The 21517-nt window shown below is 75.5% G+C and carries 2 protein-coding genes; both read right to left on the bottom strand.

The window, feature by feature from the left end:
• Positions 1 to 91: 91 nt before the first annotated feature.
• Positions 92 to 19519: an SDR family NAD(P)-dependent oxidoreductase gene (locus tag ACFVXH_RS00245; protein WP_387819245.1), complete on the bottom strand. Its 19428-nt coding sequence runs from the start codon at positions 19517 to 19519 to the stop codon at positions 92 to 94.
• Entirely contained in the window at positions 19516 to 21510 is a 1995-nt protein-coding gene (gene asnB, locus ACFVXH_RS00240; RefSeq protein WP_387819243.1) for an asparagine synthase (glutamine-hydrolyzing), read from the bottom strand. Before asnB ends, ACFVXH_RS00245 begins: the two co-directional genes overlap by 4 nt.
• Between the last annotated feature and the right edge of the window lie 7 nt (positions 21511 to 21517).

Raw genomic sequence — 21517 nt, 5'->3', positions numbered from 1 at the left:
ACCGGCTGGCAAAAGGAGGGCCGGGCCCGCGGCGTGTGCCGCGGGCCCGGCCCTCCGGTGTCCCCGCCCGGCGGCGGGGACACCGGCCCCGCTACCGGCCGGCCACGACCTCCCGCAGGGCCGCCAGCCAGTCGTCCGCCAGCCACCGGGCGGTGGCCGCCTCGAACAGCCGGGTGTCGTACTTCAGGAAGGCCTTGTAGCCGTCCTCGTCCCGGTAGACCTCCAGGGCGAGGGGATACTCCCCCGGGTAGGGCAGGTCGTCGAAGGCCCGGAGGTCCAGGTCGCCGGGAGCGGTGGGCGCCCCGTTGGTCAGCAGCTCCGCGCCGTCGAAGTTCTGGAACAGGAAGTTGGTCCGCACCAGCGGTCCGTCCCCGTCGCCCCGGGCCCGGACGATCTCGGCCAGCGGGTAGGCGCCGTGCTCGATCCCGGCCAGCACCCGGCGGTGGAGGGAGCGGAGCAGCCCGGCGACGTCCTCCGTGGCGGTGGACCGGATCGGCAGGCAGTTCGCGAACTGGCCGACGACGTCCTGGAACCGCTCCTCGTAGCGGGCGGCCGTGGTGACCCCCGCGATCAGGTCGTCCTGGCCGGTCACCCGGTGGAGGAAGCGGGTGTAGCCGGCGAGCAGCACGGTCGAGGCGCTGACCCGGTGGCTCCTGGCCGTCGTGGCGACCGCGTCGGCCAGCTCCCGCGGCAGCCGGGTCACGACCACGTCCGCGCGCGGCAGCCGCCCCGGGACCGGCGGGCGGTCGTACGGAAGGTCCAACCGCCCGTCCGCGCCGGCCAGTTCGGCCAGCCAGTGGTCCCGGTGCCGCTGCCCGCGCGGGCCGGCCAGCAGCTCCTCCTCCCAGGCGGTGTAGTCGCCGAACTCGGCGCTCCGCAGCCGACCCCGGCCCCGGTAGGCGTCCTTGAGGGTGCGGACCAGCAGGGCCGTCGAGGTCCCGTCCAGCAGGATGTGGTGCGCGGTGACCAGCAGCAGCCGGCGGCCGTCGGGCAGGGCGGCCAGGTGCGCCCGGACCAGCGGGCCGGCGGCCAGGTCGAAGGGGGCGCCGACCAGTTCGCGCAGCGCGGCCAGCCGGCCGTCCCGCGTGGTGGGCGTGAGGTCGACCCGTTCGAAGGAGGGCCCCCGGGCCGGATCGACGTCCAGGTACGGGACGCCGTCCCGCTCGGCGACCACCGCGCCCAGCAGCGGGTGGATCCGGGCCTGCTCCCGGACCGCGCGTTCCAGCGCGGCCTCGTCCGGGTCGCCGTGGACCTCGAACAGGAGCGGGAGGTGGTAGGCGACGGAGTCCGGGCAGCGCACCTGGTCCCGGTACATGGTCAGTTGGCCGCGGGACAGCGCCCAGCGCCGGCCGGGTTCACCGGTGCTGTCGGTGCTGTCGGTGGTGTCGGGGGCGCCGGCCAGGCGGGCGCAGAGGGCGTCGACGCTCTCGGCCTCGAACAGCAGGGTGGGGGAGACGTCCTCGCCGAAGTCCTCGCGCAGGGCGTTGGTGAGCTGGAGGACCAGGATCGAGTCCAGGCCGTAGTCGGTGAGCGGGGCCGAGGAGTCGATCCGCTCGGCCGGGATGCCGAGCACGGTCGCCGCCTTGGCCAGGACCAGCGCCGCCGGATCGGCCGGCGGCCGGGCGGGCAGGGTGTCCACCGGCAGGGTGTCCACCGGCAGGGTCTCCACCGGCCGGGCGGGCCGGGCGTCGACGGGCCGGCTGTCGACGGGCCGGGCGGGCGGAGCATCGACGGGCCGGGCGGGCCGGGGGTCGACGGAGGGTGCCTGCGGCCGGGCCGGCGGGGTGTCGACGGCCCGGGCCGGCGGGCGCCGGTCGGGCGCCGCGGACGTCTCCCGTCCGCCTCCCGCCGGTGCCGCCGGCACCCGCTGCCGGGCCACCCCGTCGCTCTCCGCCGCGATCACCTGCTGCCCCAACGGGAGCGCCCGGGACACCGGGAACACGACGGTGCGGAAGCCCTCACCGGCCAGCACGTCCCGCCAGTTCCCGGGCGACAGCGCAGGCGAGCCGGGGATCCGCAGCGACCGGTCGTCGAACAGCCACCAGCCCTCCAGCAGGCCGAAGGTCACGTGGCTGAACAGGTCGAACGCCGAGAGCTCGTTCAGCAGCAGCCAACCGCCGGGCCGCAGCGCGGCCTTGGCGTTGCGCAGGGTGTTGCGGGTGTCCTTGGTCGCGTGCAGCACGTTCGCGGCGATGACCAGGTCGAAGGCGCCCTCGGCGACCTCCTGCCCGGCCAGCGGCCGTTCGATGTCGAGCAGTCGGCAGTCCAGGTACGGGACCTCCGGCCCGTACGAGGCCCGGGCGTGGTTCAGGAAGGCCTTGGAGACGTCCGTGTAGACGTAGCGCTCGATGCTGTCCCGGTACGGCTGGAGGGCGGCGAACATCCCCACGCTGGTGCCGCCGGTGCCCGCGCCGACCTCCAGGATCCGCAGCCGGGCGCCCGGGTCCCGGCGCAGCCGGTCGGCGACCAGGCCGGCGGCGGTGGCGGCCATGGCGCGGTTGAACAGGTCGGCGGCGCGGTTGTCGCGGTAGCAGCCCTCCACCAGCTCCATGGAGCCGCGCGGGAACATCACGTCGGTGGGCCGGACACGGCCGGTCAGGATCCCGGGCAGGGCCCCGAGCATGGCCGCGGCCAGGCGCAGCTCCGCCGCCCGGTCGGGGTCCGCGGACCACCGGGCGCACTGCCGCTCCCACCGGGCCAGCACCTGGTCCGCGGGCTCCGCCGGCACCAGGAGCCGCTGGGCGTGCTCCCACCACTGGGCGTACTGCGGCAGGACCGCCGCGCGGTCGACGTCGGCCAGCTGGGCGGCGAGGACCTTGGCGAGCCACGGGTCCCGCTCGGCCCGCCGCCACCGGACGACCTCGTCCAGGGCGGCGTCCGTCTCGTCGACGCCGGCCGGCAGCGTGCCGGGGCGCGGCAGGACGGCCGGGCCGTGCGCGGAGACCCGGGTGGCGCGGTCGAAGTTGGGCAGGGTGTTGCGCCGGTCGGTGCGGACGTAGGCGAGCTGCCGCTGCGGGCCGCCGAGCAGGGCGGCCAGGGCGGCGAGCCCCTCCGGCGGTTCGATCGACACCAGCCCGACCCGGGTCATCCGCTCCCGGTAGAACTCGGAGGTGACGCTCCCGAGCCCGCCCCACCAGCCCCAGTTCATGACCCGGACCGGGGTGTCCCAGTGCTGCCCGAGGGCGTGCGCGTAGGCGTCGCTGAAGGTGCAGCCGGCCGCGTAGTTGCCCTGGCCGGCGGCGGTCGTGAAGGACTGCATGGAGGACAGCAGGACCGCGAAGTCGAGCGGCTCGCCGTCGAAGGCCTCGGCCATGGCGGTCGTCACGTCGACCTTGGCGGCCAGCGCGGCGCGCAGGTCGGCCTCGTCCATCCGCGCGACGGTGCTGTCCCGCAGCACCAGCGCCGCCTGGACGACGCCGTGCACCCGCGGGTGGCGGCGCCTGACCTCGGCCAGGGCCCGGCGCAGCGCGGCCGGGTCGCCGGCGTCGGCCTGGAGGTAGCGGACGTGCTCCGGTCCTCCGGCGGAGCGGATCCGGTCCGCCACGGTGGCGTCGTGCGCCCGGCGGCCGATCCAGGTGACGTGGGCGCCGTGGTCCCGCACGACGTGCCGGGTCCACGCGGAGCCCAGCCCGCCGGCGCCGCCGATGACGACGTACACGCCGCCCTCCCGGTACACCGGCCGTTCCGGGGCCTCGCACGGGGCCCAGCGGCGGGCCAGCCACTGGCCGGTCCGCCGGACCCAGGCGTCGTCGGGGGACTGGGCGGGCAGGGCGGTGAGGTCCGCGGGCCAGCCGGAGCCGTCCAGGTCGACGCGGCGGACGGTCCAGTTGCCGTACTCCCGGCCCAGCGAGCCGAACAGGCCGTGCAGCCCGGCGTGCGCGGGCTGGACCTCGTCGTCCGCGTGGGTGGCGAGCGCACGGGTCGTCACCAGGGTGATCCCGAGCGGCCTGGCGTCGTAGCCCGCCGCGACCAGCGCCTTCACCAGGCGGAACGCGGCGACCACCCCGTCCTCCTGCGCGGCGGTGTAGCCGGCGGCGTCGGTGGGCGCGAGGTCGGCCTCGGGGGCGGCCCACACCAGGTGGTCGACCGGTCCGAGTCCGCGCAGCGCGGCGGTGGCCTCCTCGACGCTCGCCGAGGCCGGCAGCGGCCAGTGCAGCGCGCCGTCGAGCGGGGCCGGGCCGCCGACGACCAGGACGCGGTCCGCGCCGGAGGGCACCGGGGCGCCGTCCGCGGGGATCGGGTCCCAGACCGGGGCGTAGAGGGCCGGTTCGACGGCGGTTTCGACGGCGGCCTCGACGGCGCCTTCGACGGCGGGCTCGGGCCGGTCCGCGCCGGCCGTTCCGGTAGGGGCCTCCGGGCGGGGTTCGGTGCGGCTCCCGGTCCGGCGGGAGCTGTAGCCGACCAGCCGTACCCGGACCTCGCCGTCCTCGTCCACCAGGTCGATGTCGAGCCGGCCGAGCGGCCCGGCCGCCAGGCCCCGCACCACGGCCGTCATGGCCGGGGTGCAGGGGGCGAACAGCTCGAGCCGCTCCAGCGCGAACGGCACGGCGGTGTCCCGCAGTTCGGTCAGGTGCGCCGCGACGGTGGCCTGGATCGCCGAGTCCAGCAGGGCCGGGGTGAGCGCGCCCGGCTCGGCCGCGTCGGGCAGGACCAGGTCGGCGAGCACCGTGTCGGGTCCCACGTGCGCCTGCCGGACGGCCCGCAGGCTCGGGCCGTGCTCGATGCCCATCGACCGCAGGGCCTGGTGGATCCGTTCGCCGGGCACCGTCTCCGGGCACCGCGCGCGCAGCGCGGCGAGGTCCACCCGGGCCGGGCGCGGGGCGTCGGAGGGGGCCAGGGTGCCCTCACTGCGGACCGTCCCGCCGGTCGACAGCGTGAACCGCCGGCCGCCGCGGGCGTCGGTGCGCAGGTCGACCAGCACCTCGACGGGTTCCGGCCCGACCTCCAGCGGCCGGACCCACGTCACGTTGGTCATCCGGACGCGGGTGCCGCCCAGGGCCCGACGGGCCAGTTCCAGATGGGCGACGGCGGGCAGGATGTGCCGGCCCTGCACGACGTGGTCCCGCAGCAGCCCGTCCGTACGGGACAGCGTGACGCGGTCGCGGTCGCGGCCCGCCGCCGGCCCGTGCCGGTCCGGGGCGAACGGGTAGGTCGGCAGCGGGACGAGGCGTCCCCCGGCCGGGGCCGGCGCGTCCCCGACCGGACGGGCGGGCGCGATGCCGTCGAGCACCGCGACCAGTTCGGCGGTGTCGCCCGCCAGGCACTCGAAGCGGTGCTCGAACCGCTTCCGGCCGACCCACAGCGTGTGGGCGAGGTCGCGCAGCTCCACCGAGGGGTGGGCGCGCAGGTGCGCCGCGAGCCGGCGCCGCTGCTCGGCGAGCTGCTGCTCCGTCCGGGCGGACAGGACCACGGGGTGGTCCGCCCTCGGCGCCGGGGGCCGCTCGGCCGACGGCGCCTCCTCGATGACGACGTGGGCGTTGGTGCCGCTGGCCCCGAAGGAGCTCACCACGCCGCAGCGCGGGCCGCCGGCGGGGGCCGCCCAGTCACGGGTCCGGGTGTTGACGTAGAACGGGCTGCCGGCCAGCGGGACCGCCTCGTTGGCGGTCTCGAAGTTCAGCGCGGCGGGGATCCGCCGGTGCCTGAGCGCCAGCAGGACCTTCAGCACGCCCGCGATGCCGGCGGCGAACTGGGCGTGTCCGATCGTGGTCTTCACCGAGCCCAGCGCGCAGTACTCGGCGCGGTCGGTCCGGGCGCGGAAGACCCGGTCCAGGGCCCGGAACTCGATCGGGTCGCCCAGCGGCGTGCCGGTGCCGTGCGCCTCGACCAGGCCGATCCGCTCCACGTCGACGCCGGCCCGCTCGTACAGCCCGCTGATCAGGCTCTCCTGGGAGACCGAACTCGGGGCGGTGATGCCGTTGGTGGCGCCGTCCTGGTTGACCCCGACGGCGGTGATCACGCCGTGGACGTGGTCCCCGTCCGCCAGCGCGTCGGCGAGCCGCTTGAGCACCACCACCCCGACGCCCTCACCGGGGACGAAGCCGTCCGCCCGGTGGTCGAAACTGTGGCAGCGCCCGCTCGGGGAGAGCATCCCCGCGCGGCCCGCGAGCCCGTACAGCCGAGGCGTGGACTGGACGAACACCCCGCCGGCCAGGGCCATCGAGGTCTCGCCGGACCAGAGGTCCTTGCAGGCCAGGTCGAGCGCCACCAGCGAGCTGGAGCAGGAGGTGTCGACGGCGATCGCCGGGCCCTTGAGGTCCAGGGCGTAACTGACCCGGCTCGGGATCACCGAGGCCATGTTGCCCCACAGGGCCTGGGCCGGCGCGTCCCGGTCGAGCAGCTCCAGGTAGTCCCCGGCCCAGGCGCCGACGTACACGCCGCACGGTCGCCGGTCCATCCGGCCGGCGTACCCGGCGTCCTCCAGGGCCTTCCACGACTCCTCCAGCAGCAGCCGCTGCTGGGGGTCCATCGCGGCGGCCTCGGTGCCGGAGATGTTGAAGAACAGCGCGTCGAACTCGTCGATCCGGTCGAGGAACCCGCCCCGGGTGCACGCGCTCAGGCCGTCGAGGCGGAAGCGGGTGGCGTCGGTGACCAGGTCGTCCCCGTTCTCCAGCCGCGTCCACAGCTCGTCCAGCGAGCCGGTGCCCGCGAACCGGCCGCTCATGCCGACGACCGCGATCGGGCCGCGGTCCACCGGGCCGGGGGCGGCCACCGGCTGTCCGGTGGCGGGACGGCGGTCGGTGACCGGGGCGCCGCCGTCGGCGGCTCCGGCGTCAGGCGCGGCGCCCGGTGTGGCGTCGAGCGCGGCCGAGGGCCGGGCCCCGCCGCCGGTCCGGGCGGGCACCATGGCGTCCCGGTGCTCGGCGAGCAGGTGCGCGGCCAGCCGGTCGACGGTGCTGTGGTCGAAGACCACGGTGGTCGAAAGGTCCAGTGAGAGCGCGGTGTTGAGCTCGTGGACCAGCCGGACGGCGAGGATGGAGTCCAGGCCCAGATCGGCGAACGCCGACCCGTCGAGGACCTCGCCGGTGTCCATCGCGAGGGCGGCGGCGACCTTCTCCCGCACCAGCGCGGGCACCAGCCCGTCCAGGTCGGCGGGTTCGGCCGGTTCGTCAAGACCGGCCAGGTCGTCCAGGTCGACCGGTTCGGCGGCCGCGGGGGGAACGGGTGCTGCGGGGGGAACGTCCCCGGACCGGGCCAGGTCGCCGATCCAGAACCGTTCCGCGGCGAACGGATAGGTGGGCAGGGCGATGGTCCGCCGCGCCTCCCGGTGCGTGCTCCGCCAGTCGATCGCGACGCCGGACGCCCACAGGGCCGCGACCTTGGACAGCTCCCCGGCGGCGCTCCAGCGCCGGACGAGCAGCTCCTGGAGCTCGCCGTCCGCGGTGAGTTCCGCGAGCAGCCCGTCGGGCGCCGTCCCCGCGCTGCCCCGGAGCCCCCGGCCCTCGCGCAGCGCGTCCCGCAGCTCCCCGGTGGAGGAGACCACGACCGCGTACCGCTCGGCCATCGCCTCCCGTCCCACCTGGAGGGTGTACGCGAGGTCGGCCAGCGGGGTGTCCGGGGCCCGGTCGAGGAACGCGGCCAACCGGTCGACGGAGGCGGCGAGTCGGTCGGGGGTCCGGGCGGAGAGGACGACGACGTGTTCGGCGCCGTCCTCGGTGCCGTCTGCGGGTTGCACGGGGTACTCCTCGACGATCACGTGCGCGTTGGAGCCGCCGGCACCGAAGGAGGACACCGCCGCGATCCGCGGGCCCTCGCTGTGCCAGGGCGCCGCTTCGCGCTGGAGCCGGAAGGGGGACGACCCGAAGTCGATGTTCGGGTTGGGCTGTTCGGCGTTCAGGGTGGGGACCAGTTCCCGGTGCCCGAGTTGCAGCAGCACCTTGGTGAGGCCCGCCACGCCGGCGGCGGCCTCCAGGTGCCCGATGCCGGACTTCACCGAACCGAGCGCGCAGTACTGCCGGTCCTCGGTGTCCTGCCGGAACGCCGCGGCCAGGCCGGCGACCTCGATCGGGTCGCCCAGCTCGGTGCCGGTGCCGTGCGCCTCGACGTACCCGACCTGCCGCGCCGAGACGCCGGCCCGGTCGAGCACCTGACGGATCAGCGCGGCCTGGGCGGTCGGGCTCGGCACGGTGTAACCGGTGCTGCGCCCGCCGTGGTTGACGCCGGTGGCGCGGATCAGGCCCAGCACCCGGTCCCCGTCGGCCAGGGCCCGGGACAGCGGCTTGAGCAGCACGCAGCCGACGCCCTCGCCCGGGACGAACCCGTGGCCGCCGGCGCCGAAGCTGCGGCAGTACCGGTCGGGCGAGAGCATGCCGGAGCGGCACAGCTCGACGTAGTCCAGCGGGTGGGTGTAGACGTTCGCGCCGCCGGCCAGGGCGACCTCGCAGGCGCCGCTGCGGAGTTGCTCGCAGGCCTCGTGGATCGCGGTCAGCGAGGCCGAGCACATGGTGTCCACGGTCAGGCTCGGCCCGCGCAGGTCGAGCAGGTAGGAGACCCGGGCGCTCAGCGAGGCGAACGACAGCCCGGGGACGACGAGTTCACCCGAGGGCAGCCGGCCCGCAGGGTGCCGGGCGTGCCCGACCTTGGTGACGCCGGCGAACACCCCGACCCGGTGGTCGTGCTGCTCGGCGAGGCGGGTGCGGGTGTACCCGGCGTCCTCCAGCACCTCCCAGGCGGCCTGGACGAACAGCCGCTCCTGCGGGTCCATCGCGTAGGCGTCGCGCGGGGCGATGCCGAAGAACCTCGGGTCGAAGTCGGCGAAGCCGTCCAGGAACCCGCCCCACTTGCTGTAGCTGCGCCCGGTGGTCGCGGCGGTGGTGCGGTCGGGTTCGAAGAAGCCGTCCAGCGGCCACCGGTCGATCTCGCGGACGCTGTCGCGGCCGGCCCTGAGGTTCTCCCAGAACTCGCCCAGGTCGGTGGCGCCCGGGTAGCGGCCGCTCAGCCCGATGACGGCGATCGGCTCGTCGGGGCCGGCGGCGCGCCCGGCGGTACGCCCGACGGCGGGTTCCCCGGCGGGGACGGCCCGTCCCGAGGGGGCCGCCGGGGCGGGCCCGGTCGCCCGCTCCGGTACGGGTTGCGGTACGGGCTCCGGGCGGCGTGCGCCGCCGAGTCGGGCGGCCACCGCCCGCAGGGTCGGCTGCTCGTAGAACAGGGTCGAGGAGGCCTCGGGGTAGAACGGGGCCAGCGCACGGTTGAGCTGGATCACCATCACCGAGTCGAGACCGATGTCGACGAACGGCCGGTCCGGGTCCACCGCCTGCGGGGGCAGCTTGCTGACCTCCGCGAAGACCTCCCGCAGGTGGTCCAGCACGGCGCGGTCCGCGGTGCGGCCCCCGGACGGTGCGGGCGCGGGCGGAGCGGCAGCGGCAGGAGCAGCGGCCGGGGCGGGCGAGCCGTGGTGCACCCACACCCGGTCCGCCCCGGTGTGCCAGGCGTCGACCAGGGCGGCGAGGCCCGTCGGCGTCGGCATCGGTACCAGCCCCCGGTCCTCCCACAGGTAGGCCAGGGTGCGGTCGTCGACGGTCATGCCGCCGTCCTGCCACAGCGGCCAGGCCACGGAGAGCGTCCGGCCCCGCCGTTCCCCCCGGGCGACGGCCGCGTTGCGGGAGGCGGCGAACTCGTCGAGGAAGGCGTTGGCGGCCGCGTAGTCGCTCTGCCCGGGGTTGCCGGTGACGGCGGCGCCGGAGGAGTAGGCCAGGACGAACTCCAGCGGGCAGTGCGCGGTGGCCCGGTCGAGGTGGACGAGGCCGTCCGCCTTGGCGCCGAGCACCTCCTCCCACTGCGCCGCGGTCTTCTCCGCGAGCAGGGCGTCGCGGACCACTCCGGCGGCGTGCACCACCCCGGTGACCTCGCCCGCCTCGGCGACGAGGTGGCGGACCTCCTCCCAGCGCGAGAGGTCGGCCCGCACGTAGCGCGCGACCGCGCCGGCCTGCCGCAGGTCGGCCAGCAGCGCCTCCACCCGCTCGTCGGCCGGCGACCGGCCCGCGAGGACGAGGGTGGACCGGCGGACGTCGGCGGCGATCCGGCGGGCCGTCGCGGCGCCGATGCCGCCGGCGCCGCCGGTGACGAGGTAGACGCCGCCGTCCCGCCACGGCGGGGCGGAGCCGGTGGCCGGGGGAGCGACGGGGGTCCAGCCGAGGGTCTGCCGGACGCCGTGGCGGTAGCGGACGAGGTCGTCCGCGCCGTCGGCGTTCTCCGTGACCGCGGTGGCCGGGTCGACGCCCGCGGCGCCGTCCAGGACGATCACCTGGCCGAGGACCCCGGGGTCCTCCTTGGCCACCGAGCGCAGCAGGCCGGCCAGGGCCGCGGTGTCCGTGACCACCTGGACCAGCACCGTGCCCTCCTCGGCCGCCAGGCCCCGGACGGTCTCCAGCAGCTGCCAGGACAGGTCGCGGAACCGGCTCTCCGGCCGCTGTTTGGCGGTCTCCAGCCGGATCGCCCCGGGGACGTCGCCGTCGACCCCGCACAGCACGACCGCGCGGCGGTCGTGGCGGCGGCCCGGCGCGGCGGGGGCCGGAGCCCAGGCCGGGACGGACAGGACCGTGACGGCCTCCGGGACGGCGGCCGCTTCGGTGTCCGGTGCCGCGACAGGCGCCTGGGCGGGCGCCGGGGCGGGCTCGGCCTCCGGGTGCCAGAACCGGTCCCGGGCGAAGGGGTACCCGGGCAGGTGCACCCGGCCGGGCGTCGCTCCGCCGGTCCAGGCAGACCGGTCGAGGGCCTCGCCCGCGAGCCAGCGCGCCGCCGGACCGGCGGCCTCGCCCCGGTCGCCGGTGGCGACGAACGCCCGTAGACGGTCGGCGAGTTGGGCCACGCTGGAAACCGTCCAGGCGATCCGCTCGGCCATCTCCTCCCGGCCGGCCAGGAGGGTCCAGGCGACCGAGCGCAGGGACACCCCCTCCGACCGCTCCAGGAAGGCCAGCAGGTCCCGGGCCCGGTCGGTCAACTGCCCCGGGGTGCGCGCCGAGAGCGGCACCAGGACGTCCCCGGCGGGCTCCTCCCGGCCGGCCCGGACCGGGACGTACTCCTCGACCACGACATGGGCGTTGACGCCGCCGAAGCCGAAGCTGCTGACCCCGGCGCGCCTCGGCCCGTCCCGGCCGTCGCGGTCGCGCGGACGCGGCCAGGGCTCGTTCTCCCGGACCAGGTGGAAGGGCCCGTCGTCGAGTTCGACGAACGGGTTGACCCGCCGCAGGTGCCGGTTCGCGGGCAGCACCCCGTGCCGGAGCGAGAGCAGCACCTTCAGCAGCCCGGCGATGCCGGCGGCGGACTCCAGGTGCCCGATGTTGGTCTTGACCGAGCCCAGGCCGCAGGCGCCGTCGTCGCTCCGGCCGAGCCGGCGGAAGGCCGTGCGCAGCGCGCGGACCTCGACCGGGTCGCCGAGGGCCGTGCCGGTGCCGTGGGTCTCGATGTAGCCGATGGTGTCCGGGTCGAGGTCGCCGACGGCCGCGGTGACCAGCTCGGCCTGGGCGTCGGCGTTCGGCGCGGTGAGCGAGTTGGCCCGTCCGCCGTGGTTGTAGGCGCTGCCCCGGAGCACGCCGAGGATCGCGTCGCCGTCCCGCTCGGCCGCCGCCAGCGGCTTGAGGACGACGGCCCCGACGCCCTCGCCGCGCACGTAGCCGTTCGCGTCGGCGTCGAAGGTGCGGCACAGGCCGTCCGGGCTGAGCATCCCCGCGCGGTGGGCGCTGACGAAGGTGCCGGCGTCGAGCAGGACGTTCACCCCGCCCGCGATCGCCAGGTCGCAGGCGCCGGACCGGATGGCCTCCATGGCGCGGTGCACCGCCACCAGCGAGCTGGAGCAGGCGGTGTCGATGGGCTCGCTCGGGCCGCGCACGTCGAGCAGGTAGGAGATGCGGTTGGCCAGGATCGAGTGGTTGGTGCCGGTCGCGGTGAAGGCGTCCGGCCGCACCCCGCGGGTGCTGAGCAGGGTCGCGTAGTCGTTGTTGGTGACGCCGATGAACACCCCGGTGTTGGAGGGGAGTTCGCTCGGGCGGTGGGCGCTGTCCTCCAGCGCCTGCCACACCGTCTCCAGCACCAGCCGGTGCTGCGGGTCCATCAGTTCGGCCTCGCGCGGCAGGATCCGGAAGAACGCCGCGTCGAAGGCGTCGACCTCGTCGAGGGCACCCATCCGCCGGGGGAAGTCCAGGGCGGTGATGGCCCGGCGCTGCTCCTCGTCGTAGCGGTCCAGCGGGAAGGCGGTGACGGAGTCCCGCCCGGCCAGCAGGTTCGCCCAGAACTCGCCGAGGTCGCGGGCACCGGGGAAGCGTCCGGCCGCGCCGATCACGGCGATCGGCGTGTCCGGGGCCCTCCCGGGCCGGTCCGGGAGGGGCCGGCGCCCGGTGGCGGGGGCCGTCACGGAGGTTGTCACGGGGGTCGTCACGGCGGCGGTCACGGGGACGGCTGCCGGGACGGTCGCGGGGCGGGCCGCCGGGCGGCGCGGCGCGGCCGAGGCCCCGTGCTCCGCGACCAGGTGGGCGCCCAGCGCCTCCAGGGTGCTGAGGTCGAAGAACACGGCCGGGCTGACCTTGGCGCCGAAGCGCTCCTCGATCTGCTTGGCGAAGTAGACCAGCGAGATCGAGTCGAAGCCGAACTCGTCCATGCCGGTCCGGGGGTCGAGCTCCTCCGGCTCGAACTTCAGCAGCCCCGCCGCGATCTCGCGCAGCACCTCCACGACCCCGTCCGCACCCGTCGGTCCGGACGTGCCCTCCGCCGGCGCGGGAGTACCCGGCTCGGGGCGGAGTACGGCGGGCCGGGGGGCCCGGCGGGCCGCCGGTGGCGTCCCCCCGGTGCCGCACAGCACGCCCTCCAGCGCGCCGAGGACCTCGCCCGAACCGTCGGCCAGGAGGATCCGGTCGGCGCCGAGGAGGACGTGGGCGACCGGCCCGCCGGACCGGACGGCGATCCGGTCGATCCGGTGCGGCGCGACCCGCTGCCAGTCCGGGTGCCCGGCCCGGCGGGCCGTCCACTGCACGCCCAGGGCGATCGCCGCGAGGACGGACGGTTCGACGGTCACGTTCCGCCGGACGTGGTCCTGCTGGACGCCGGGGCGGGACAGGTGCAGGACGGTGCTGCCGTCCGGGGCGGCGGACACCGCGTCGACGGCGCAGGAGGCGGCCCGGGGGACGACGCCGCCCTCGGCCAGTTCGGCCAGGAGGCCCGCCCGGTCCAGCACCTGCCGCAGGCCGGTGAGGTCGATCCGGCCGGTGGGCGCGTCGGCCGCCCGGACGGTGAACTCGACGACCGGCGGCCCGTCCCCGGCCCGCACCAGGCCGTGGCCGTCGGCGAACTCCGTGACGAGGCGGTCGGTGGCCGACCAGTCGACCGGCCGCAGCACCCGCAGGTCGTGGACGGCCGGCTCGGCCGCGTACCCGCTGGCCTTGGCGGTGGCGAGCGCGAGGTCCACGGCGAAGGTGGACACCACGACGGGGAGCCCGTCCTGGCGGTAGGTGTAGTCCTGGAGGTCGTCGAGCCGCAGGTCCGCGGTGTAGCGCAGGCCGTGGACGTCGGACTCGTTGCGCCCCAGGAAGGGGTGCAGCCGCTCGCGGTGGGCCAGCGGGGCGAGCACGGTCGGCGCGTCCTCGTCCACCTCGACCCAGCAGCGCACCCGGTCGAAGGGGTACGGGGGCAGCGGGACCCGCCGGGCCGCGGGCAGCCGGTCCCAGTCGACGCTCCGGCCCGCGAGCCAGGTCCGGGCGATCTCGTGCTCCGGGAGGTCCCGGCGGCCCGCCGCCCAGCCGTCCAGGGCGGCCAGGGCGGCCGCCTTGTCGGCCGCCACGAAGGCCCAGCGGTGCGGCAGTTCGTTCCTGCCGACCCGCAGGGTGAAGGCGATGTCGGGGAGGTCGGCCTCGCGGGCCCCGGCGAGGTGGTCGCGGAAGACGGCCAGGTGGCGTCCGAGGGCGTCCTCGTTCATGGCGGAGAACACGAACAGCTGCTCGCCGAAGGGCTCCTGGCGCTCCGGCCGCGGCGGGTACTCCTCCAGGATGATGTGGGAGTTCATGCCGCCGGCGCCGATCGAGGTGAGGCCGGCCCGGCGCGGGTGGGTGACCTCCCGGCCGTCGACCGTGGTGACGACCGGCTGCCAGTCGGCGAGGGTCTGCTGGACCCGGAACGGGGTGTCCGCGAAGTCGATGTCCGGGTTGAGCTCCGTGCTGTGCAGGGACGGCACCAGCTTGCCGTGCCGCAGCTGGAGCAGCACCTTCGCCAGGCCCACCATCCCGGCGGCGGCGAGCAGGTGGCCCATGGTGGCCTTGACCGAGCCGAGCGCGCAGAACTGCCGGTCCTCGGTGTACTTCCGGAACGCCGAGGTGAGGGCGCGGACCTCGATCGGGTCGCCCAGGGCGGTGCCCGAGCCGTGGCCCTCGACGTAGCCGATCGTCCTCGGGTCGATCCCGGCGTCCTCGACGGCCTTCTCGATCGCGCGGGCCTGCATGCCGGGGCTCGGCACGGTGAAGCCGTTGCGCACACCGGCGTTGGACAGGGCGGTGCCCTTGATCACGGCGTACACGTGGTCGCCGTCGCGCTCCGCGTCGACCAGCGGCTTGAGCACCACCGCGCCGACGCCCTCGCCGAGGATGGTGCCGTCCACGCCGACGCCGAAGCTGCGGATCACGTCGGAGGTGCCGGTGGTGAAGTGCTCCTGCGAGGAGGTGATCAGGTTGTACGGGTGCAGCAGCAGGTTGATGCCGCCCGCGACCACCATCCGGCACTCGCCGGCCCGCAGCATCTGCACGGCCTGGTGGACGCAGGTCGAGGAGGCCGAGCACATGGTGTCCACGAAGATCGACGGCCCGGTCAGGCCGTAGAAGTAGGACAGCATGTTCGGGATCGTCCCGGTGTAGCTGCCGCTCTGCGGGGCGCCGCGGATGAGGCTGTTCTGGAAGCCGTACAGGTTGTAGTGGTTGCTCATCGTCCCGACGAGCACGCCGACGTCGCCCTGGTAGCGGCGCCGGATGGTCTCCCGGGAGTAGCCCGAGTCCTCCAGCGCCTGCACGCCGGCCTGGAGGAACAGCCGCACCTCCGGGGACATCTGCTCGGCCTCGCGCTTGGAGATCCGGAAGTACCGGGGGTCGAAGGCGTCGATGTCGCGCAGGAAGGTCCCGGTCCGGATCACGCTCTTGCCGGGCACGGCCCGGTCGCTGTCGTGGACGACGCGGTGGTCCCAGCGGTCGGCGGGGACCTCGGTGAAGCTGTGCCGGCCGTTCTCCAGCAGCTCCCACAGCTCGTCGAGGGTGTCGGCGCCGGGGTAGCGCCCGGAGACCCCGATGATCGCGATGTCGTGCCGGTCGTCGCGGTCCCGGTGCGGGCCGGACGGCTCCGCGCGGGCCTCGGCGACATCGACGGCGCTGACGGCGGCAGGGGTCCGGACGGGTACCTCGACGGGCTCCGGCTCGGGTTCGGCCCGCGGCGCCGCCCCGCCGAGGACGGCCTCCAACTGCTCCCGCCGGGACTCCACGAAGTGGGCGGCGACGTCGGCGATGTTGAGGTACTCGAAGAAGATGGTCTTGGACAGCGGCCCGAACAGCTTCTCCAGCTCGGCGGTCACGCCCATGATGCTCAGCGAGTCGATGCCGTACGCGACGAGGTCGGTGGCCGGGTCGAGGTCCTCCGGCCGGTGCCGGAGGACCTCGGCGACGATCCGCCGCAGCAGTTCCTCGGTCCGCTCGGTCAGGTCCCCGCCGTCGCCGCCGGGTACCGGGCCGGCGGGTACGGCGGTCCGAACCGGTGTGCCCGGTACGGCGGTTCGGACCGGTACGGCGGGCCGGGCCGCGAGCGTGGCGCCCGCGCCGTAGCCGACCACGACGTGCGCCGGGGCGTCGGCGCGCAGCGCCCCGCCGAGCGCGCGCAGCCCGTCCTCGGTGGGCAGCGGCTCCCAGCCCCGCTCGCGGCGCATCGCCTCCCGGCCGGCCGCGTCCATCGTCATGCCGCCGTCGGCCCACAGCGGCCAACTGACCGCGACGGTACGGCCGGTGCGCTCGCCGGCGTCGACCAGGGACTGCCGGTGCGCGGCGAACGCGTCCAGGAAGGCGTTGGCCGCGGCGTAGTCGGACTGGCCGGGGTTGCCGTACACCCCGGCGACCGACGAGAAGAGCACGAAGTGGTCCAGGTCGAGGTGGCGGGTGGCGGCGTCGAGGTTGAGCGCGCCGCGGATCTTCGGCGCGCCCACCGTGCGGACGTCGGCCAGGTCCTTGCGCACCAGGTACTGGTCGCGCAGGACGCCGGCCGCGTGGACGACGCCGTCGAGCGAGCCGTGGTCGCGCAGGATCGTCTCGACCGCGGCCCGGACCTCCTCGGCGTCGGCCACGTCCACCGGCAGGTGGTGGGCGTCGACGCCGTCGGCGCGCAGCTCGGCGAGCGGGCCGGTGGCGGACCGTCCGCTGAGCACCACCGTGGCCCCGGCGCGGCCGAAGTAGCGGGCCAGGTGCGGACCGAGGCCGCCCAGGCCGCCGGTGATCCAGTACACCCCGCCGGTCCGCAGCTCCGGTACGGCCGGGCCGGCCGCGAGCGGGGCGTCGACGGGTTCCAGCACCTGCCGGACCCCGTCGGCCCGGCGGCGGACCTCGCTGTCGGCGCCCTCGTCCGCGCACTCCTCGGCGACGATCCGCTCGATCGTCGCCGGGTCCGCGCCCTCCAGGCCGTCGACGCGCACCACCCGGCCGGTGACCAGCGGGTTCTCCAGGGCCACCGTGCGGAACAGGCCCGCCAGCGGCCGGTGGAAGTGTGCGGGGACCCGCCCGTCGACCAGCACCACGAACCGGTGCTCGGTGGTGGGCCGGGTGAGCAGCAGCTCCCGGACGGCGGCGAACACCGTGTCCGTCACGGCCTCGACGCCGTCGGCCGGGGCCGAGGGGGCGATGCCCGGCAGCTCCGGGGTGTGCGGGGTGCGGGCCGGGCCGCCCGGGACGGCAGGCCGGTCCGTCCACCGGGTGGTGGCGGTGACGACGCGCGGGCCGGTGCCGGTGGCGCGCTGGGCGAGCCCCCGGACCGTGGCGTGGATGGTGCCCTCGTGGTCGCACAGGTCGATGTCGAAGGTGGCCACCGCGCCGGAGCCGCCGGAGCCCCCGGAACCGCCGGTGCGCCGGATCCAGGCCCAGCTCTCGGCCGGGCACGGCCCGTGGACCAGGACCTCGTCCAGGGCCAGCGGCAGGGTCGGCCCGGCGGTGTCCGGCATCAGCGTGACGGAGACCTGGAAGGCCGCGTCCAGCAGGCTCGGCGGCAGCAGGTGTCCGCCGTCCTCGGGCTCGGTCGGCCGGATGCGGGCGAGCGCCCCGTCCGGGCCGGTGCGCAGCTCCCGCAGCGCGCGCATGGCCGGGCCGTACTCCAGGCCCTGGGCGCGCAGCCGCCGGTGGACGGCGTCGGGCTCGGCCGGGTCGGGGCAGGAGGCGCGCAGCGCGGCCAGGTCGAGCGGGGCCGGCGGCGCGGGCGGGACGAGTGCGGCGCGGCCGGTGCCGTGCTCCGTGCCGTCGCGTACGAACGCGACGGCGATGCCGTGGTCCCCGGGCGTCAGTTCGACCTGGACGTCGACGGGTTCCTCGTCGACGGTGATCGGCCGCACCCAGGCCAGGTCGTGCAGCCGGACGGTCCCCGTGCCGGTGGCCGAGAGCGCCACGGCGGCCCGGGCCATCTCGACGTAGGCGGCGGCGGGCAGCACCCGGCGGCCGCCGACCCGGTGGTCGTCGAGGAAGGGTTCGGCGCCGGTGAACGTCGAGGTGTAGCGCTGCTGCGCCAGGTCGGAGGTGTTGCGGTGGACGAGGGGGTGCAGCTGCCCGGTGGCGGCGGGGGCGACGGGCTCCGGCACGCGGTACCAGTGCCGGTCCCGCGCGAACGGGTAGGTGGGCAGCCGCACCCGGTGGGCGCCGGGGTGGTGCGGCCAGCTCGCGTCGCCGCCCGCCAGCCAGTCGGCGACCGCCGTCATGAGCTCGGGGCCGGCGCCGGCGGGGTTGGCGGCCTCGCCCGCCGGGAGCTCGCCGGACACCAGCGTCCCCAGCGCGGCCACGAGCTGGTCCCGGTCGGCGACGACGAGCGCGGCCCGGACGGCCAGCGGTTCGCGGCCCACCCGCAGGGTGTGGGCGATGTCGGCCGGCGACTGCTGCGGCAGCAGCGCGGACTCCGGCGCGAGCAGGTGCTCGCGCAGCAGCCCGGCGAGCACCCGCAGCCGCTCGGGGCTGCGCGCCGACAGCGGGACGACGTACGGGCCCGGCGCGCCGGCCGAGGAGGTGCGGCGGTGCGGTTCCTCCATCAGCACGTGGGCGTTGGTCCCGCCGAAGCCGAAGGAGCTGACGCCGGCCCGGCGGGGCGCGCCGTCCGCGGCCGGCCAGGGCCGGGTCCCGTCGACGATGTAGAAGGGGCTGCCGGCCAGGTTGATCAGCGGGTTCAGGCTCCGGAAGTTGACGGTCGCGGGCAGCACCCCGGCCGTCATGGCGGCGACGACCTTCACCATGCCCGCCACCCCGGCGGCGGATTCCAGGTGCCCGATGTTGGTCTTGACCGAGCCGATGCCGGTGGTGTCCGGGTCGGGTTCGGTCCCGGCGGCCTCGTGCAGGTTGCGGAAGGCGCGCTTGAGGCCGACGATCTCGATCGGGTCCCCGACCGGGGTGCCCGGCCCGTGCGCCTCGATGTAGCCGACGGTGCCGGGCGCGACGCCCGCCCGGGTGTAGACGTCCTCGATCAGCGCGGCCTGGGCGGTCGGGCTGGTCACGGTCAGCGAGTTGGTCCGGCCGCCGTGGTTGGTGCCGACGCCCTTGATCACCCCGTGGACCGGGTCGCCGTCCGCGATCGCCCGGGCGAGCGGTTTGAGCAGCAGGACCGCCCCGCCCTCGCCCCGGACGAACCCGTCGGCGCCCTCGTCGAAGGCCTGCGCCCGGCCGGTGGGCGAGAGCATGCCGGCCTTGCTGAAGGCCACGAAGTGCTTCGGGGACCAGCACAGGTTGACGCCGCCGGCCAGCGCCAGGTCGCAGTCCCCGTTGTTGAGCGCGGTCACGGCCTCGTAGACGGACACCAGGGAGCTGGAGCAGGCGGTGTCGTTGGTGATGCTCGGGCCGTGGAGGTCGAAGTGGTAGGAGAGCCGGTTGGCGACGATCGAGTACGCCGTTCCGGTCGGGAAGTAGGCGTCGGTCGCCACGTCGTCGCGTTCGATGAGTTCGGCGTAGTCGGCGTGGCAGACGCCCATGAAGACCCCGGTGCGGCTGCCCGCGAGCTCGCTCGCGCGGTAGCCCGCGTCCTCGACGGCCTTCCAGGCGAGTTCGAGGGCGAACCGCTGCTGCGGGTCCATCGTCTCGGCCTCGCGCGGGGAGATGGCGAAGAAGGCGGCGTCGAAGCGGTCCGCGTCCTCGATGAACCCGGCCCAGATGCTGTTGGTCCGTTCGCCGCCGTTGCGCGGGTCCCCGAAGTAGCGTTCCTTGGACCACCGTTCGGCCGGGACCTCGGTGATCAGGGAGCGTCCGGCGGCGAGGTGGTCGAAGAGCGTGGCGAGGGTGTCGGCCCCGGGGAAGCGCAGGGCGAGTCCGATGATGGCGATGCCGTCGGTGGTCACCGGGCCTCCTTTCCGGTCCGGACGGCGTGGCGCCGGTCCACGGTCACTTTCAGGTCGAGCGCCGGGGCGGCCGATCCGCCGTTCCGGCCGGCGCCGTCGAGCACGAACTGCCGGTGGAGCACGGCGGTGGTGAGCAGGTAGACGAAGGCCTGGTCCTCCTTGGTGCTCACGTCCTCGGCGGGCGAGGCCATGACGCGGTCCGTCAGGCGGCGGGCGAACCGCTGGTCCAGGAAGTCGAGCTTGCCCAACTCGGTGTCGGACAGGAGGAGTTCCAGGTAGTCCGGGCGGTGCTCCTTGAACACCTCACTGCCCGGGGCGCGGTAGGGCTGCTTGGGGCGGTCCGTGGTCCACTGCGGCAGCTCGGCGCGGAACGCCTTCTTCAGGACGGCCTTCTCGTTCCACCCGTCGTCGAAGCGGAGGTTGACCGCGGAGGCGGCCCGGACCACCGCCGGGTCGAGGAACGGGCAGCGGTTCTCCACGCTGTGCGCCAGGGCGACGCGCTCGCCCTGGGTCGAGAGCAGGAAGCCGGGCAGCAGGGTCTTGTACTCCAGCCACTGGGCCTTCTGCACCGCGGACATGGCCTGGTAGCCCGGCGCCCGGGCGACCAGGTCGAGCAGGTCGGCGAACGGGTCCTTGCGGGAGGCGAGCAGCCGGGCCGCGAACCTGCCGTTCTGGTACCGCAGTTCGTGGGAGAACAGGCCGGGCAGCCGCTCGGTGGCGAACTGCTGGTACAGGCCGAGCAGGTGGCCCTGGTGGGCCGGGCCGAAGTGCGCCAGCTCCGGGTGCAGGGTGGCGAGTCCGGCGCGCCGCTCGGCGTCGGTGAGCCCGTGCCAGCGTTCGCGCAGCATGGTCTCGCGGAACAGGGAGTAGCCGAGGAAGGCCTCGTCGGAGCCCTCGCCGCTGAGCACGGTCTTGATGCCCGCGTCGCGGACGTGGCGGGAGAGCAGGAACATCGGGACGAAGGAGGTCCGGAAGGCGGGTACCTCGGCGTGGTACACCGCCGACGGGAGGTTGTCGGCGATGTCCGCGCCGGTGACCGGGAGGGCGGAGTGCAGGGTGCCCAGGTGCTCGGCGACCAGCAGCTGGCTGTCGGACTCGTCGAAGTTCTTGTCCCGGAAGGCCACCGAGAAGGTGCGGACCTGGTGCCGGGACAGCTGCGTGGCGAGGCTGGTGACCACGGAGGAGTCGAGGCCGCCGCTCAGGTAGACGCCGACCTCCACGTCGGAGCGCAGGCGCAGCTCCACCGCGGTGCGCAGGCTCTCCCGGACGAACGCGACCGCCTCCGGCTCGGTGCCGTCGAAGCCCGGTACGTCGAAGGAGAGTTCCTCGTACGCGCGCGGCGAGCGCCGGTCGCCGCCGGCCTCCAGGTAGCAGCCCATGGGCAGTTGGCGGACGCCGGCGAACGGCGTGCGGTCGGGCAGCGGCGTCCACACCGCGTAGATCGACGCGAGGTCCGGTGGGGAGAGCTCGAAGCGGAAGCCGGGGAACGCGCCGAAGGCCTTCGCCTCGGAGGCGAACAGGAGGGCGCCGCCGTGCTCGGCGTAGTACAGCGGGCGCTTGCCGTAGCGGTCGCGGGCCAGGACGAGCCCGCCGGTGGCGGTGTCCCTGATCGCGAGCGCGAACGGGCCGTTGAAGCGGGCGAAGCAGGCCGGGCCCCATTGGATCCAGGCCTGGAGGGCGACTTCGGTGTCGGAGTGGTCGGTGCGGAACGGGCGGCCCAGGCCCTCCAGTTCCGCGCGCAGTTCGACGTGGTTGTAGATCTCGCCGTTGAAGCAGATCCAGTAGCGCTCCGTCGGGTCCGACATCGGCTGGGCGCCGTCGGCGGGATCGACGATCGCCAGCCGTACGGTGCCCATCGCGAGCCCGTCGTCCAGGTAGTAGCCGGCCTGGTCCGGTCCGCGGTGGCGGATGGTCGAGAGCATCGAGGTGATGACCTCGTCCGGTGCTCCGGTCAGTGGTGGGTCCGCGAGGAACCCGGCGATTCCGCACATGGCAGTC

It is taken from the genome of Kitasatospora sp. NPDC058184 (assembly GCF_042883725.1).
Classification (GTDB): Bacteria; Actinomycetota; Actinomycetes; order Streptomycetales; family Streptomycetaceae; genus Kitasatospora.
This window is presented reverse-complemented; position numbering and strand designations above follow the sequence as displayed.

Bases quoted from the DNA above. Each gene is read 5' to 3' on its own strand.
- asnB (WP_387819243.1), bottom strand. From the start codon at position 21,510: ATGTGCGGAATCGCCGGGTTCCTCGCGGACCCACCACTGACCGGAGCA.